At 51.4% G+C, this 16,562-nt stretch carries 10 protein-coding genes; 7 read left to right on the plus strand and 3 right to left on the minus strand.

The genetic code is table 11. From position 1 onward, the window contains the following. Positions 1-2: 2 nt before the first annotated feature. Positions 3-3,500, plus strand: a complete 3,498-nt coding sequence (locus tag FRZ59_RS05795; RefSeq protein WP_132130501.1) for a PVC-type heme-binding CxxCH protein — start codon at positions 3-5, stop codon at positions 3,498-3,500. An 11-nt stretch (positions 3,501-3,511) separates the two neighbouring features. Here FRZ59_RS05795 and FRZ59_RS05800 read toward each other — a convergent pair whose 3' ends face one another. Then, the gene (locus FRZ59_RS05800) at positions 3,512-4,069 is read right to left on the minus strand and encodes an ORF6N domain-containing protein (RefSeq protein ID WP_132130500.1); all 558 of its coding nucleotides are present in this window, start codon (positions 4,067-4,069) and stop codon (positions 3,512-3,514) included. 219 nt (positions 4,070-4,288) lie between these two features. Here FRZ59_RS05800 and FRZ59_RS05805 point away from each other — a divergent pair, with 219 nt between their 5' ends. Then, positions 4,289-5,239, plus strand: a complete 951-nt coding sequence (locus FRZ59_RS05805; RefSeq protein WP_132130499.1) for a TolB family protein — start codon at positions 4,289-4,291, stop codon at positions 5,237-5,239. 27 nt (positions 5,240-5,266) lie between these two features. Here FRZ59_RS05805 and FRZ59_RS19410 read toward each other — a convergent pair whose 3' ends face one another. Both FRZ59_RS19410 and FRZ59_RS19415 read right to left on the minus strand, forming a co-directional pair. Beyond that, the gene (locus FRZ59_RS19410; RefSeq protein WP_349290843.1) at positions 5,267-5,884 is read right to left on the minus strand and encodes a serine hydrolase domain-containing protein; all 618 of its coding nucleotides are present in this window, start codon (positions 5,882-5,884) and stop codon (positions 5,267-5,269) included. Further along, positions 5,806-6,426: a serine hydrolase domain-containing protein gene (locus tag FRZ59_RS19415; RefSeq protein ID WP_262713164.1), complete on the minus strand. Its 621-nt coding sequence runs from the start codon at positions 6,424-6,426 to the stop codon at positions 5,806-5,808. The genes FRZ59_RS19410 and FRZ59_RS19415 overlap by 79 nt, the downstream gene beginning before the upstream one ends. A gap of 91 nt (positions 6,427-6,517) precedes the next feature. Between FRZ59_RS19415 and FRZ59_RS05815 the strand changes: the two genes are divergently transcribed. From FRZ59_RS05815 to FRZ59_RS05835, 5 genes are all read left to right on the plus strand, one after another. Then, a complete protein-coding gene (locus tag FRZ59_RS05815) occupies positions 6,518-7,708 on the plus strand; it encodes a glycoside hydrolase family 76 protein (protein WP_132130498.1) in 1,191 nt (396 codons plus the stop codon). A 144-nt stretch (positions 7,709-7,852) separates the two neighbouring features. Then, complete coding sequence (locus tag FRZ59_RS05820) at positions 7,853-8,773, plus strand: PorP/SprF family type IX secretion system membrane protein (RefSeq protein WP_132130497.1); 921 nt, start codon at positions 7,853-7,855, stop codon at positions 8,771-8,773. Positions 8,774-8,807: 34 nt separating this feature from the next. Then, positions 8,808-9,356, plus strand: a complete 549-nt coding sequence (locus FRZ59_RS05825) for a phage tail protein (RefSeq protein ID WP_192901598.1) — start codon at positions 8,808-8,810, stop codon at positions 9,354-9,356. A 24-nt stretch (positions 9,357-9,380) separates the two neighbouring features. Beyond that, entirely contained in the window at positions 9,381-10,544 is a 1,164-nt protein-coding gene (locus tag FRZ59_RS05830) for an ABC transporter substrate-binding protein (RefSeq protein WP_132130495.1), read from the plus strand. A gap of 31 nt (positions 10,545-10,575) precedes the next feature. Further along, positions 10,576-16,557: a T9SS type B sorting domain-containing protein gene (locus FRZ59_RS05835; protein WP_158640540.1), complete on the plus strand. Its 5,982-nt coding sequence runs from the start codon at positions 10,576-10,578 to the stop codon at positions 16,555-16,557. Positions 16,558-16,562: the final 5 nt, after the last annotated feature.

Genomic DNA, 16,562 nt, shown 5'->3' on the forward strand with positions numbered 1-16,562 from the left:
AAATGAAATCAATACGCGCCTCCTATTCTATAAAAGCATTGGTGCTTCCGGTGTTCAGTACCCTCTTGCTTCCAGCCCTGTTTCTCACCGCATGTTCCGGTAATAAAGAAGATCGTCTCAAGGATCTTCCGGATGATCATCCCGAAAAGGAACTGGCATCCTTTGAAGTTGCAGAGGGCTTCGAGGTTAGCCTGTTTGCCGCCGAACCGCTTGTTGAAAAACCTATTCAAATGAACTGGGACGCCCAGGGCCGGCTTTGGGTGGTCAGCAGCACGGCTTATCCGCATCTTAAAACGGGGGAGATAGCGAATGATAAAATTTTTATACTGGAGGATACCGATGGAGACGGAGCTGCGGACAAATCGACCATTTTTGCCGAAGGGTTAACAGTGCCAACCGGCATTCTGCCTGGAGACGGCGGAGTTTATGTAGCGAATTCCACGGAAATACTTCATTTATCGGATACCGACGGCGATGGCAAGGCCGATACAAGAAGAAAAATTCTGGACGGTTTCGGAACAGGGGACGCTCACCATCTGATTCATACCTTCCGCTGGGGGCCTGAAGGAAGAATGTATTTCAACCAGTCGATCTACATCCACAGTCATGTGGAAACCCCCTGGGGAATCAGAAGGCTAGAAGGCGGCGGTGTCTGGAAGCTTCAGCCGCAAACGCTAGAACTTGATGTGTATGCGAAAGGCCTTATCAATCCCTGGGGCTTGCGCTTTGATAAATTCGGTCAGTCATTCCTGACCGATGGCGCCGGAGGAGAAGGCATTAACTATGCCTTTCCCGGAGCTACTTTTGTGACCTCGCCTGGTGCAGAGCGGATTTTGCGCGGTTTGAATCCCGGACAACCTAAACACTGCGGGCTGGACATTGTTTCTGGGCGGCATTTGCCTGAATCATGGCAAGGAAGCCTGATCGCGAATGATTTTCGCGCCAATCGTATTAACCGTTTTCAGCTTGAAGAGCAGGGCAGCGGGTACGCGTCCAAGCAAATGCCTGATCTCCTCTGGACCGACCATGTTGCGTTCCGGCCTGTTGACATCACCATCGGCCCCGACGGCGCCATTTATGTGGCGGACTGGTATAATCCGATCATACAACACGGTGAAGTGGATTTTTATGATCCTCGAAGAGACCATCAGCGCGGCCGGATCTGGCGGATTACCGCGAAAGACCGGGATTTAGTGAAAAAACCTGAATTAGCCGGCGCTGCGGTTACCGAACTGCTGGACGCATTGAAAGAACCTGAAGCCTGGACCCGTTCGCAGGCCCGGCAGCTTTTAAAGGAAAGAGGCGCGAAAGAAGTTGCTCCTGCCCTGAAGGACTGGATCGAGGCATTGGACAAAGAAAACGAGGAGTATGAACGCCTTAAGCTGGAAGCATTGTGGGTGTCTCAAGCGATAGATACCTACAACGGCCCTTTGCTGGAAAGCCTTTTGAACGCGAAGGATCATAAAGTAAGAGCGGCGGCCCTGAGAGCCTTGCAGCTGTGGCATAAACAGACCGATAACCTGGAAGCCATCCTGCAGAAAGCCGCTAATGATACCCATCCCCAGGTTCGGCTGGAGGCCGTCATTGCGCTTAGAACGCTGAATAGCGCTGAGGCGGCTAAATCTGCGCTGGCCGTACTGGATCAGCCAATGGATGAATTCCTGGATTTCGCCCTCTGGCAGACGGTGCAGCAGCTCGAGCCGGAATGGATAGCGGTCCTCAAAAGCGACCCTGCTTTCTTTGGCGATCCGGCAAAAACTTCGTATGCGTTAAAATCCGCGGCAAGCCCGGAGGCGATCACTTTGCTGACCCAGCTCTACAAAAAAGGCGAAGTCCCGGAAAAATATCGGCAGGATGCGCTTTCCGCCATTGCGAAAAGAGGACAGGTTCAGGACCTGAACGACATCCTGGACATAGCCATAACCGGTTTTTCACAACAAAAACGCGATGTTTCCGCTGAACTTGCTGCTATTGAAGCGGCTGCCGTGCAAAGAAAGGTAGCCGCCGGCAAGCAGCTATCCCGGCTCGGCGATATCATAAAGGGCGGGAACGAGGCTTCCGCCATGGCGGCGATGAAGCTTGCGGGCGCCCTCAAAGTAAACGCGCTGCAGCCACTCCTGAGATCACGGCTTAACCACGAGAACAGAAATTACGCCAGAACGGCCATGAGCGCGCTGGCGGCAATCAATCCTGCAAGTGCGCAAACGCTTATAAAAAACCTGACAACGGCAAAGCATCCGCTCGACCTCCGGCTTATCGCCGTTTCTGAACTTGCACTTATTAACGCACCGGAAGCAGCTAAGATCGGAGCGGGTCTTTTAAATGAGCTGGACAATCCCGAACAAGCTCAGGAAGTATTCAATGTCTTTCTTTCGGATCGCGGCCGGCTTCATGCCCTCGCAGAAGAGCTGGTTGCTACCCGGATCCCGGAAAAAGTAGCCCTGGCGGCCCGGCAGCACCTTCAAAAGACAATCCCGGCTAATCGCAGGGAAGAAGCAGACGTTAAATTACTGGTACAAGGGCTGGAAGCATCCGGCGGCGTACTTGCCGCAGAGCGTATGCCCCAGGACCTTGATGCAGATCAGATCAAAAGCATCGCGGCCGAAGCGGAGAAAGGCGGGAACCCGTTAAAAGGTGAACATATTTTCCGCAGGCAGGAACTGGCCTGCCTGAACTGCCATGCAGTTGGAGGCGCCGGTGGCTTGATCGGCCCCGATTTAAGCAGCCTTGGAACAAGTTCACCTGCAGAGACCATCATAAAGTCACTCATGTATCCTACGGAATCGATCAAAGAGGGATATGAGTTGCAGCGCGTAAGCCGCAAAGACCTTTCTGAAATAATGGGCTACCTGGTCAGCGACCGGCCAAACGAAATTGTGATGAGAAATGCGGCCGGCCAGGAAGTGTCAATTCCAAAAGATAATATCGGGGAATGGGAAAAAGTACCCGGTTCCCTGATGCCCCCCGGCCTAACCGCCCGCCTGGACAAACAAGAGTTCCTGGACCTGGTTAGCTTCCTGTCCAGCCTCGGTGAATCCGGTGATTTCAGGGTCCCCGCCGAACGATTTGTCAGGCGCTGGCAAATGATCCCGGCCAGCGAAGAACTGGCGGACAAGATTACCGCCGAAGGGGTTGAGGCTATTTCCAGGGAAGATAAGCTCAGTTTCCAGCCAAACTACAGTACTGTTTCAGGAACACTGCCTCTAGACGAATTGCCTGTTATAGAACCGGGTTCCGGCGCACCATACAGCTTCGTCAGATTTCAGGTAGAAGTACTTACTCCAGGTGATGTAACGCTTAATTTTAACGATCAAAGCGGTATCAGGAGCTGGGCCAATGCCAAAGAAGTGACAATAAAAGACGGCAAGCTGGTTACCTCGTTGCCCCAGGGCATCCACCATATCACGCTGGCCATAGACCGCAATACGCGGAAACAAGGTCCCTTATCGGTGATGCTTATAGACGGCGCGGCGCAAACACGTTTGGTGATGGGTAGATAGAAGCCAGGAAATTATGTTTTAAATCCAATTCTTTGCCTCTTTTCCCAATTCAATTGGGCAGCCTTTTCGTTCAGAAGATTTTCAGGCGAGTCATAGATATGGTTCAGCTGAGTATCATGTTCTCCCAGCCGCTCTTTTATTGCGTTCAATTGTTCCCTGAGATCAGTATGTTGTAATAAGATCTTTCTAACCTCGACAAAGGCTCTCATAATGGCAATATTCATTTTTATGGCCTTATCAGAGCGCAATACTCCACTTAACATGGCAATGCCTTGTTCTGTAAAGGCAAAGGGCAAATATTTATCCGTTCGGTTTGACGGCAATTTGTTCATCATCACAAATTGTGATGATAAACGTTCCAGGGCATTGACCTGCCGTTCTATATTTTCATATTCATCGAATTTAAGCTGAAACATGAAATCATTTGGAAATCGTGCAATGTTCCGCTTTACGGCCTGATTTAAAACCCTTGTTTCAACCTCGTAAAGTGAAGCCAGATCGCTATCCAGCATAACCCGCTCACCCCTGATTTCATAAATCCGATTTTGAATTAATTGTATTATCTGCATAATAGTAGATATGGTGCAACTTGCGCACAGGTTGATGTAGGACAAAGCTATGTATAGGCTGTTTCTAATGCAAGAAAAAAACTAACCCTTATAGGAATACCAGTGATCGCAATACTAGCAGCGCGGCGCAAACACGTTTGGTGATGGTTAGATAGAAAATACCGGTTTCCCGGTATTGCGGATTTTGGCGCGGGCGGCTACTTTTGAACAAAAAACGTCATGGAGCCCAAAAAGATAATGATCCTGCTTTGCCTGGTTGTTTCATGCCTGTCCTGTTCAAAAGACGACGACGAGCCAGGCGCCAATGTTTTGGGTACTTTGAAAGGGCAAATTATCTATGAATATACAAGTGACGTAAAAATAATTGACTTAGCCAGCGGTAAGGAAAGCGATTTCTTTGGCTATAATGCTTATTCGACGATTGGCTGGGACCTTAGTAAAGACGGCAAGCTGCGGCTGATCAGCGAGCGCGAGCCCGGCGAGTATGTAAAAACGCGATTCATGCTCGTAAGTCCGGATGACGGACGCATAAAAAAGGAATTCAATTATACGCCGCCAAGCGGGAATGCTCAAAAATCCGGCGTTTTATCGTACGATAATTCACTCATTTTGTTAAATCCTGATTTCGACAACGGGATCGTTATCATGGATACCAACGGTGAGATCAAATATCAGCTTGACGGAATTAACGACCAGGAGCTGACTCTCGGCGACAGAGCTTACTGGTTACCGGGAAACAGCATTTTGATCGTTTTCGATGAAAAATATATCCTTCGGTCTGATCCACCTTATACCAGCCTCACTCTTGTCAAAGAAATGGAATACGAGCAGTGGGGGAATATACGGGTAAGCATGGACGGCAAAAAACTCTCTCTTTACGTTGGCAATCACATCTATTTAATGGATATCGACGGGAATAACCTGGTCCAGGTGACCGAAAGCGACGCCAGGGAGAATATGGCCGAGTTTTCCCCGGATGGCCGCCACCTGCTTGTGGGCTGCGATTATATCCATGCACCCAATGCCGGCCTTTCAAAATGGGACTTAAAAATTATTCCCGCCGATGGAAAAAAGTACCATCTTGATAACAGCCCCGAAATCATTCCTGTGGTTCCGGTGAATACCGGGATGCTGGTGACGGCCGGCGGACCAGTATTCTGGAGGCCCTGAAGCCCGGTTCAGATTTGGCGCAGCTCCCTAGCGGAATAAGTTCCTGTAAACAGAATCGTACATCGCAAATAGAAAATCGTTGATGACGTCGCCGTGCGAAAACCCTGTACGGCAGCCATTGGTGATCACTACGATGCCGAAGTGTTCTTCCGGCTGGAAATACATAGCGCTGTAGAGCCCGTAGGCGATGCCTTCGTGCCCCACGAGCTTCTTGCCGGGAATGAGATAGTCCAGGGTTCGGAGCGCCATGCCGTAGCCAGATTCGGGACTTCTCACGCGCTGCATGCTGCGGCTACTCGCTTGCGACAGGATACGCACACCGTTTGCTTCACCGTAATTCATGTGCATGATCATGTATCTCGCCAGGTCTTCGGCCGACATTTTCATTCCGCCGGTAGGCGAGAAAACGGGCGTGCTGTAACCCATCTGGTAATCTTCCAGGGCTTCGGCACGTGACCGGTAAGCCGCAGGGGACGCGGTGAACCCTTTGGTATTGCCGTTATAGGCATATAAGGTCACGAAACGTGTGCTGTCCAGATCGTCCACGTTATACCCGCCATAAAGGCTCAGCGGCTGAAGTATATGCCGCCGTACGTAGTGATCCAGGCGTTCGCCGGAATATTTTTCCAGGATGGCGCCGGCCAGGTTAAAATTGAGATTGCAATATTGATAGTCCGCCCCGGGGCATAGTCATTATAGGCCTTTGCCCAGTTGGGATCCTTGTCCGGGTTAAAAACGTCCAGGGTAAAATAGCCGTTTTCGTCGCTGATGCTTGAGCGATGAGAAAGCACCATCTCCAGGGTAATTACCGAATCAGGGAAGTTTGGATTGCGTACCGGGAACCCGATCAGCTCGCCCACGTCATCGTCCAGTGAAAGCTTGCCGGCTTCCACCAGTTGCATAATGCCTGTGGCTGTGAATGATTTCGAGATCGAGGCGATGCGGAAGATGTCCCCTGGTTCCAGCCGCTCCCGCGCGGCAGTATCTTTCCAGCCAAAGGATTTGCTGTAGACCACTTTGTTATCTTTAACAACCGCCACAGCTGCTCCCACTGCCTGGTAATCGGCCATAATAGCCGCAATCTCTGCGGCTAACTGCTTTTTCGACTGTGCTGTTGAAGGTGCCCAGCCCAGGCAGGAAACCATGAAGGCCAGGCAAGCGCCGGATAATATATGCTTTGCAACCATGATAAAACAAAGTTAAACGTTCCCGGCTTTATTCCTAATCCGGTACAGGCATCCTTTTAGGCGTTTTTCAGGGAGAGCTGTATATTTGAACATGTTAAAACTTTTATTTTTCCCATTAAGTATTATTGCTGTATTGTTGAACCCCGCAGGCGCCACCGACACCACAGGCATCCGGTCCCAGGCAGGCTTTGAGGATCAGGCCAGCTTTGCGGACCAGGAATATACCGAAGCAGACATCACCGAAGCCTATAATGCATTTAACAAATACCTGCTTCACCCGGAGCGAAAGCTTTATATGCGCGATACCGAAGCGGTCACAGAGGTAGGGGCTATCTGGACGCAGGCCATCTATTGGGACATGGCCATGAACGCCTACAAGAAAACAGGATCGGCGGCGCACCGTCAGCTGATGGAAGATATATTCAAAGGGAATTACGAGCATTACGATAAGTTCAACTGGGATAATGGAAAAGTCTGGTTCATCTACGACGATATCATGTGGTGGGTAATTTCACTGGCAAGGGGATATGAACTCACAAATAACGCACAATATCTTGAACTGGCCGAAACAGGATTTGAGCGGGTTTGGTCCGGGTCTCCGGTAGTTAAGGACGGCGGCTCTTACGACCCGGTGAACGGCGGGATGTACTGGCAATGGAATCAGAAAAACCCTTCCGCGCCAAAGGCGGGGGACGGGAAAATGGCCTGCATTAACTACCCGACGGTAATTGCCGCGATGACCTTATACAACAACACGAAGAACCCTGAATACCTGGCAAAAGCCAAAAAGATCTATGACTGGGCATCGGCAAACCTGTTCGATAAGCAGACAGGCGTCGTAGCCGACTCCAAACATGGCAACGGAGAGCCGCACTGGAAAATGCATGTTTATAACCAGGGAACCTGCATTGGCGCTGCTATGCTGCTCTATAAAAATACAAAGGAAGAAAGATACCTCCACGATGCCGTGCTGGCGGCAAATTATGTGAAAGAAACGATGAGTGACAGGAAGGGCATCCTCCCTTTTGGCGGTGGAGAGGAACAAGGTATCTATACCGCCATCTTTGCTCAATACATCATCCGCCTGATCGAAGACGGTAATAAGCCTGAATATCTGCCCTGGCTTCGCAGGAATATTAACAGGGGCTGGAAAAACCGGGATAAATCCAGGAAGCTTACCGGTAAAGACTACAAGCGGAAGGTTACAGCCGCTGAAGCCGTCAGCTGTTATGATGCTTCAGGGATACCGGCGCTGATGCTGGTTTGTCCTCCAAAATACTAAGCCTCAACAGGTTTGGAAATATTTCATAATTTACGGAAACTTTAGGTTTTTTCTTAATATCTTTAACTGCGATCTTGCTTAAAAGTATGGGGCATTACCCGTTGGTAAGGCTTAATTAATCGAATGCAGTAAAATCTTTACCCGATGTTCTTATCTGCCAAATGGCCGGCGTTGCTGCCGGTACTATTGCTGTTGCTGTCCGTTCAACCGGCCCATGCCCAGCAGCCTTTTACCTATACCCAATATATGGATAATCTTGCGCCCATTAATTCCACGTACTCCCTCCTGGATAAAGCCGGGGCGGTACATGCTCTTGTAAGAAAGCAATGGGTGGGCATTGACGGAGCGCCGGCGACACTGATCGCGAACGGATATCTGCCCCTCGTTTCGTTCGGAGGTGCAGCGGGCCTGAATATTATGCATGACGAATTCGGGCCGGAGAAAATGATCGAGGCCAGTGCATTTTTGGCCAAGTCCGTCAGGCTTTCGAAAACCGAGTACCTGGCAGCCTCAATGAGCTTTGGGGTACGCCGGTACGAAGCCAGGTATTCCAATCTTGATCCCGCGGACCCTCTTTTCCAGGACGACATTCTTGAGACCGTAGGTACGTTTGGCCTTGGCCTGATGTACTTTATTCCGGAGAAATTCTATATGGGAGTTTCTGTGCCCCGTATCAGTTTCCGCGAGCTGGGACGAGCATCGGTCGAAAATTCGCGCTATTTTAAAAATCATTATTACCTGATGGCCGGTTATCTTGCCGCTTTAGGTGAGAATATTAAAATAAAGCCGGCCGTCCTCGCCTCTTACGCCTCCAATATTCCGCTTCATGCCGACTTTTCCATGACACTCTATCTGAAAGAAACGCTCGGGCTTGGGGTCAATTACCGCACCAATAACGAAGTAGGGACCATTCTTTCAGTACTATTGAATAACCGGCTGCGCTTTGGCTATAGCTACCAGTTTGGCCTTGAAAGTTATCGCCTGGGGCATGCTAACGACGGTACCCATGAGATCACCCTGGGGTACCGCATAGGTTCGGAGATCACGGGTAAGAAACTTCTGTAACACATTCTCACAAAAAAAACTAAACCACATAATCATGGAAGAGTATTTAGCAATGATCAAAATGTTTGCGGGTAACTTTGCGCCCAGGTATTATATGCTCTGCAATGGGCAGCTCCTGTCAATCGCCCAAAATACCGCCTTGTTTTCCGTGCTTGGCACCACATACGGCGGAGACGGGCAAACAACCTTCAGTTTGCCTGACCTGCGCGGCCGGGCGCCGGTAGGCCCGGGACAGGGGCCGGGCTTGCGGGGTTATACGTTGGGAGAGCGGGGCGGCGTGGAGTCCGTTACGCTGATCGCCACCCAGATGCCAGCCCATAACCACGGCTTTCGTGCAAGTACTAATGCCGGTACCGGTAACACGCCTTCCGGCGGAGCTTTATTAGGCGTTCCTCCGGCCATTGGAACAGGGCCATCAGCTGAGCCGGTTAATATTTACACCGGGGACAGCGGCGCAAGCACTATGATGTCCCCTGTCAGTATTCTTCCCGCAGGAAATTCCCAGCCGCATGAAAACATGCAGCCTTACAGCGCGATCAATTTCGTAATTGCGGTTGCCGGAATATATCCTTCAAAAGACTAAGCCGGTTCAAGATCCAGCAATAGTATGAAAAGACCTTTCCGAATAGGTTTTTTGACACCGTATTCCGGTATCTATCCATTTTATCCGCAGCACCTTACGGCGGGATGGCTGCTGGGTATGGGACTGGACCCTTTCCGGCAGGACCGGGTTCAGTTTGTGCATGAATACACCAAAACGGGAAGCGGCAGGGACTCGGTCCAGGCTGTCCGGAAGCTCGTTTTTTTCGATCGCGTTGACCTGGTTTCCGGCCTGGTGGGATATAAAGCCATCACAGAGGCCATTCCTGTGCTGGAACAGGCTGGTCAAACGGCTTTCTTTTTTGATATGGGCGAATACATTCCCTATTTTCCCTATTTAAGCCCTAATATTTTTTATGCATCCCACCAATTGTGGCAATCGGAATACGCCCTGGGTCATTGGGCGCAGCAATATTTCGGGGATGCAGGCCTGGTACTTATGCCCGTATATGAAGCTGGTTATCATTTTAGCGCCGCGTTTCGCCGTGGCGCAATTGCCGCCGGAAATACTGCCCTTCATCTTCAGGTACTGCCTGATGATCCCGGGCAGAGCATGCAGATTCGCCTCAAAAATTTCTTTGCATCGCTGGAAGAAAAGGAGCCGCCTTACGTTCATGCTATTTTCTGCGGGAATCATGGTACCGCTTTCCTGGCGGAGTGGGCGAAAAGCAAATGGGCGAAGAGAATACCATTGCTGGTCAATGAACCTATGGCCTATGACGATATATTACAGGATGTAGCAAATCTTGACCTGGAAATCTATTCTTCCACGATGTGGGATAACCAGGGCCAGCATGGGTTGAACAGGGAATTTGTTGACTCTTTCGAAGCCGCCTGCGGGCAAAAGGCCAATGTGTTCGCATTGATGGGATATGAAGCGGGCCTGGTATGGAAGGAGTTATGGCCTTCGGTGGAAAAGGCGGACTGGGACGGGATACGTAACCTGTTGAGACAAGAGATCATTGTGGGGCCGCGAGGCGAAAGGAACTTTTATCCCCAATCGGGATTCGCCCTGCCCCAAACTACCATATATAAGATAAGAACCAGCCGGCAACAGCCGCAGAAAATGGCGCTCGCCCAGGGCAAAGGCATGCATTTTAATGCCGCAGCCTTCGAAGAGATCCACCGCGATAGTGTGTCAGGCTGGCAAAATCCATTTATGTGTGTTTAAATTTCATAAACGCAAAAATGAACGCAGAACTATGAAGATGCAACTTTTTACCGGCTTGTTATTGTCCGTCATCAGCACATCAGTGGCGGGGCAAACAACCATTACATTTGATGACCAGGGCTATGCCCACGATGCTGACCTTGGAAAAACCGTCACCATCGGGAATTTTGAGTTCAGTGTGCGTGATCAAAATCTTCAGGAGCATGAGTTTGGTTCAAATATTTATTACGAATCAGATTTGGACGGGCATGGTTTTGGCGGGTCCGGGTTAATTTATGCCGGTGATCAGCTTAACACAGACGACCCCTTTTATTTTATTATAAAGACTGTCGATGGTACGGAACAGGACTTCCAAAGTTTTTACATGTATGATTATGTTGGAATTTCCGGTTTTGGAATGAGCCTGACGGCTGAAGCCTACAGAAATGGCCTGTTGCAGGGAACGCAGGATCTGATCCTTAACAATCAAAAAGACACATATTCTTTAAATTCACAGTTTGACAATGTGGACGAGATCAGAATAAGGCAGCGCACTCCCTTGCCACACCCCGATAATTCCGGCGTGGCCGTTACCTTCGATCATTTTGTTATCGGGTCAGCAGGTGTCAACGTTCCTCCCGTTGTCAGCGGGCTGCCCGCCAGCATTGAGATTATTGAAGATACCAGGGGTGAACTTGATATCTCATCAAGCAGCTTCAGCGATGAAGATAGCGATGAGATCACGGCCATCTTGTCGGTATCCGACGGCACCATCGCTTTGGCTGCTACCGGCGGACGCCCGGTAGTACTCGCAGGAAACAATACCCCGACCATTACGGTAAGCGGTACTCCCGAGGCCATTAATGGGTACCTCGATATTCCTTCTAACGTTACTTATATACCACCGGCGGGCCTGAACGGTTCTCCCGCGGCCATCCTTACCGTCAGTGCCAGAGACAATGACGGCTCCGGGGATGTTGAACTTGGTACGGTTCCGATTAACATTACGGGCGCCAATGATGCCCCGGTAATCGCCACAAGCGGTGGCAGTACTACTTTTACGGAACCACGTACCGGCAGCCCTGAGCCGGTAGCAATTGACAACGCTTTAACGGTGGCCGATCCTGATAACACTACACTGGAGTCAGCTACTGTGATGATAAGTGATAATTTCCAGGACGGTCTGGAAGATGTACTTGCTTTTGCCAACGATGGCGTCACAATGGGCAATATTACCGGCAGCTATGACATCGCCATGGGCATACTGAACCTCTCCTCCGCGGGGGCGACGGCGACACTGGCGGAATGGCAGGCAGCCCTGCGCGCGGTCACATATAGCAACAGCTCATCGAACCCTGCCACCGTTAACCGCACAATTACCTTCGTCGCATACGATGGAACGGCCAACAGTGCGGGAGCTACGAAGGCTGTATCGGTGCAGGCAGTCAACACCATCCCGCTCGTTGCCAACCTGGATGGCGATAACGTCACATTTACAGAGGGCGGACCTGCAGTCTTGCTTGACGCAGGCGCGGATGCCACGGTTTCTGATCCGGACACACCCAATCCGGACGACGGGTATGTAGTCATTCACATTATCAATGGCGTTGTGGGAGAAGATATGCTATCCATCCGGCACGAAGGAATGGGAGCGGGCCAGATTGGCGTTGTGGGCGGGGACCTGCATTACGACGGAACGCACATCGGTATGATAACCGGAGCAGGCACCAGTTCCATGAGTGTGGAATTCCTTCCCACCGCAACATTTGCTGCCGCGCAGGCGCTGATCAGGAACCTGGTCTATCTCAATTCCAGCACGAACCCCTCGTTAGATCCTCGTAAGATCCGTATTTCACTGAATGACGGAGTGGATCGCGTGAGTTCGTTGAACGATGTCATGGTAAACGTTAAAGCCCTAAGCAATGCGCCGGTGGTAACGACCAGCGCCGGTGTCACCACTTTTACCGAGTCGTTTTACGGCGGCTCAACCCAGGAGGTAATTGATAACGCATTAACGGTGACCAATCCTGGCAATACGAACATAGCTTCGGCGACCGTGAGCATCACCGCTAACTTCCAGTCCGGGGAAGATGTACTGAGGTTTACGGGCGACGGTGCTACAATGGGTAATATTACCGGTAGCTATAATGCGGGCACCGGCATATTAAGCCTTGCTTCCGCAGGCAGCGCGGCAACATTGGCGGAATGGCAGGCAGCCTTGCGGGCTGTTACCTATGACAACGGTTCACATACCCCGAATACGGCAAGCCGCACGGCCAGCTTCGTAGTGAGTAACGGCTCCGAAGACAGTAACCCGGCAACAAAAACAATTGATGTGGTAGCAGTGAATTCCAAGCCAGTTGCGGTGGATGACGCGTTAACGACCAGTGAAGGTGTACCCGCAACCGGTAATATACGCACCAATGATTCCGATCCTGACGGAGATGAGCTGGTCGCGGCTCTTATTACCGCACCCCCAATCTCCCTGGGATCTGTGCTATTGCTTGCGGATGGCAGCTTTACCTTTACACCCACCTCCGCCAACCATGGGGGGGTGGCAAAGATGCAGTATCAAGTATATGATTATGCTTTCCTTGCTGATACCGCATGGGTATATGTCACGGTAGAGGGGATAAACGACGCCCCTGAGGTAACAGCACCGGCAACTATCGATGTCGATGAAGATGTAGCTGGTCCACTCCCCGGCATCAGTTTCGCCGACGCGGATGCCGGCAGCAGCAGCGTTACAGCAACATTTTCGGCAGCCTCCGGAACATTTTCGGCTACGTCTGGCGGCGGGGTGACCGTTGGCGGGTCCGGAACCGGCTCATTGACATTGGCCGGTCCAATCGCCGACCTCAATACGTTTATCGCCGCAAACAACCTTACGTTTACTACGGCGCTTAACGCTACCGGCAATGTGACCTTCACCGTAAATATCGATGATGGAGGTAATACAGGTGCGGATCCCGGCAATTCCGGAACCAGCAGCTCGGAGGCGGATATGACAGCGGTAACGGTGTTTGTGAAAGCCATAAACGATGCTCCTTTGAATGCTGTCCCCGCCCCCCAGTCCATTGACGGGGACGAATCACTGATATTCAGTACCGGCAACAGCAACCTGGTGTCCGTTTCAGACGCCGATGCAGGAGGCAGTTCAATACAGGTCAAACTAACGGCTACAAATGGCCTGGTGACCCTGCCCGGCGCTACCGGACTGATTTTTATAAGCGGCGACGGAGCAGATGACGGTACAATGGCCTTTTATGGTACTATTGCCGACATTAACCAGGCCTTGCACGGGATGATATTCCAGCCGACGGCCGGTTTTAGCGGAGCTGCCAGCCTGCAAATCACTACCAGCGACCTTGGATCATCGGGGTCGGGAGAATCGCAGACCGATACTGATTTAATTAACATTACCGTAAACCCCATTAACCCGGTTATCACCACCGTAAACGCAAGCAGGCCTGACGGCGCTTACAAATTGAATGAAGTGATCCCGGTAACGATCACTTTCAACCAGGCTGTCGATGTTACCGGAGGTACACCCAACCTGCTGTTGGAAACGGGCGCGACGGACCGGAAGGCAGTTTATAGTTCCGGTTCGGGATCCAATACCCTCCTGTTTAATTATACTGTACAGGCGGGCGATCTGAACGCTGACCTGGACTATGCTTCCACAGCCGCGCTGGCGTTGAATGCGGCTACCATACAAAGTGGCTCAGGCATGGATGCGGTCTTAACGCTTCCGGTCCCTGGCGGCGGCGGTTCCATTGCCGGACAGCATGACATCGTTATCGATGGGGTGAAACCTGTAGTAAGCTCGGCAGGTGTGCCGGCAGACGCTTATTACCAGGAGGGGGACGTGTTAGGGTTTATCCTGAACTTTGATGAGAATGTCAATGTAAACGATGGCGGCGGCACGCCTTATTTGGCGCTGACCATTGGTTCTGCAACCGTGCAGGCCGATTATACCAGCGGCTCCGGCTCCAGTGTTCTTAACTTCCAATATATTGTGCAGGCAGGGGAACAAGATCTGGACGGTATTGAACTCGGCAGCAGTATTGTGATGAATGGCGGTACGATTCGCGACGCAGCCGGCAATGACGCGGCAGCAGCCCTCAACAATGCGGCATCCACGGACAATGTGTTCGTGTATTCTCTGATTCCTGGTGTAACGCTATCCACCACGGCCAGTTCACCGGTGAACCAGGCGTTTACCCTGAGCATCGTGTTTACTGAAGCTGTGACGGGCTTTGACTTAACGGATGTCAGCTTTGGCAACGCCACCCTGAGCAGCTTGCAAACCGCGGACAATATTACTTATACGGCCCTGGTCACCCCTTCGGCAAACGGAACAGTAAGCCTCAGCGTTCCCGCGGGTGCCGCACAAAACATTGCCAATAATGATAATACGGCATCAAATACGCTGAACCTTATTTACGACAATGCCATGCCGGCTATCCCGCAGGGGCTGGCTGCGGTTCCACGTAATGGCCAGCATGTCATTATCTGGACGGCTAATTCCGAGAGCGATCTGGCCGCCTATGCCCTTTACGGCGCCACTACACCAAATCCTACCGCCTTGTTAACCCGGATTAATGCGCCGGCAACCACTTATACGCATACCGGCGTGGCAGCGGGCGTTACCTGGTATTACCGGCTTGCGGCAATAGACCAAGCAGGCAATGAAAGCGGCCGCAGCGAAGAAGCATCAGCTATTGTTAAGTTTGACCAGGAGATTACCTTTGCTTCATCCGCTTCGGTAATCTATGGCATGGCTGATTTTGATCCCGGGGCCATCAGCACTAACAGCAGCATGGAGATTATGTATCGCAGCAGCGATGAAGAGATCGCCAGTATTGCGGGAGGCATGGTACACATAAACAAGGCCGGAACCGTAACTATTACGGCCAGCCAGGAAGGCAATGCTCTTTATAATGAAGCCATTCCCAGGGACCAGGTCCTCACGATTGAGAAAGCGCCGCTAACGGTCACGGCCGAAAACAAAACCCGGAAATTTGGCGAAGAAAATCCTCTTTTTACCTTTAGCTATGAAGGCTTTGTGAATGGAGAAGATGAAAGCCAGCTAGGCACTCCTCCATTGGCATCCACCGAAGCTACGCCGCTTTCACCTCCGGGCGAATACCCCATTATTGCCTCCGGAGCGGCCGCGGATAACTATATGCCGCGTTATGTAAACGGAACGCTGACCGTTGTGCCGGCAGCGCGCACACTCACGTTCGCGCAACTTCCGGAGAAAACCTACGGCGATGCCGATTTTGATTTGACAGGCGAAGCTAACACCGGGGAAACAGTCATTTACTCCAGTTCGAATACAGCCGTTGCTGAAATAGTGAACGGCAAGGTCCGGATCACCGGGGCCGGGACCGCCACGATCACCGCCACCTTGCCGGAAAACGCGAATTACAGCAATACTCCTGAAATAAGCCGGGAATTACTGGTAAAGAAAGCGCCCCAGGAGATCCATTTCGCCGAGATCGGGCAAGTGCAGCGGGATGCCGGAACCCTTCAGCTGGACGTAAGCGCTTCCTCCGGGCTGGCGGTGCAGCTGGAAGTGAGGGATAACCTCGTAGCCACCCTTACCGGGCCATCCGACCTGCTGGTGCTGCGCCTGGGCCGGACCATTATTACCGCTACCCAGCCCGGGAATGCAAATTACCTGCCGGCCGCTCCGGTGGAAAGAGAACTGCTGGTAGTTGACCAGGCCGGTCAGCGCGTGCGCGTACACCAGGTAGTTTCGCCAAACAGCGATGGCATCAACGATTTTCTCATCATTGAAGGCATCCGCGATTTCCCGGATAACAGAATGGTCATTGTTAACCGCAACGGCATATCCATGTTCGAAACAAAGGGCTATGACAATGGAAGCAACATCTTTCACGGCAAAGCCAACACACGGGTAATCAGCGAGAACCTGCCCGCAGGAACTTATTTCTATTTACTCGAGTACCGGAACGGCAGCGAAATGCAGCGGCTAAAAGGATGGTTTGTGCTGAAATATCAGTAAGATCA

It is taken from the genome of Anseongella ginsenosidimutans, assembly GCF_008033235.1.
Taxonomy (GTDB): Bacteria; Bacteroidota; Bacteroidia; order Sphingobacteriales; family Sphingobacteriaceae; genus Anseongella; species Anseongella ginsenosidimutans.

Bases quoted from the DNA above. Each gene is read 5' to 3' on its own strand.
- FRZ59_RS05795 (WP_132130501.1), top strand. From the start codon at position 3: ATGAAATCAATACGCGCCTCCTATTCTATAAAAGCATTGGTGCTTCCG.
- FRZ59_RS05800 (WP_132130500.1), bottom strand. From the start codon at position 4,069: ATGCAGATAATACAATTAATTCAAAATCGGATTTATGAAATCAGGGGT.
- FRZ59_RS05805 (WP_132130499.1), top strand. From the start codon at position 4,289: ATGGAGCCCAAAAAGATAATGATCCTGCTTTGCCTGGTTGTTTCATGC.
- FRZ59_RS19415 (WP_262713164.1), bottom strand. From the start codon at position 6,426: ATGGTTGCAAAGCATATATTATCCGGCGCTTGCCTGGCCTTCATGGTT.
- FRZ59_RS05815 (WP_132130498.1), top strand. From the start codon at position 6,518: ATGTTAAAACTTTTATTTTTCCCATTAAGTATTATTGCTGTATTGTTG.
- FRZ59_RS05820 (WP_132130497.1), top strand. From the start codon at position 7,853: ATGTTCTTATCTGCCAAATGGCCGGCGTTGCTGCCGGTACTATTGCTG.
- FRZ59_RS05825 (WP_192901598.1), top strand. From the start codon at position 8,808: ATGGAAGAGTATTTAGCAATGATCAAAATGTTTGCGGGTAACTTTGCG.
- FRZ59_RS05830 (WP_132130495.1), top strand. From the start codon at position 9,381: ATGAAAAGACCTTTCCGAATAGGTTTTTTGACACCGTATTCCGGTATC.
- FRZ59_RS05835 (WP_158640540.1), top strand. From the start codon at position 10,576: ATGAAGATGCAACTTTTTACCGGCTTGTTATTGTCCGTCATCAGCACA.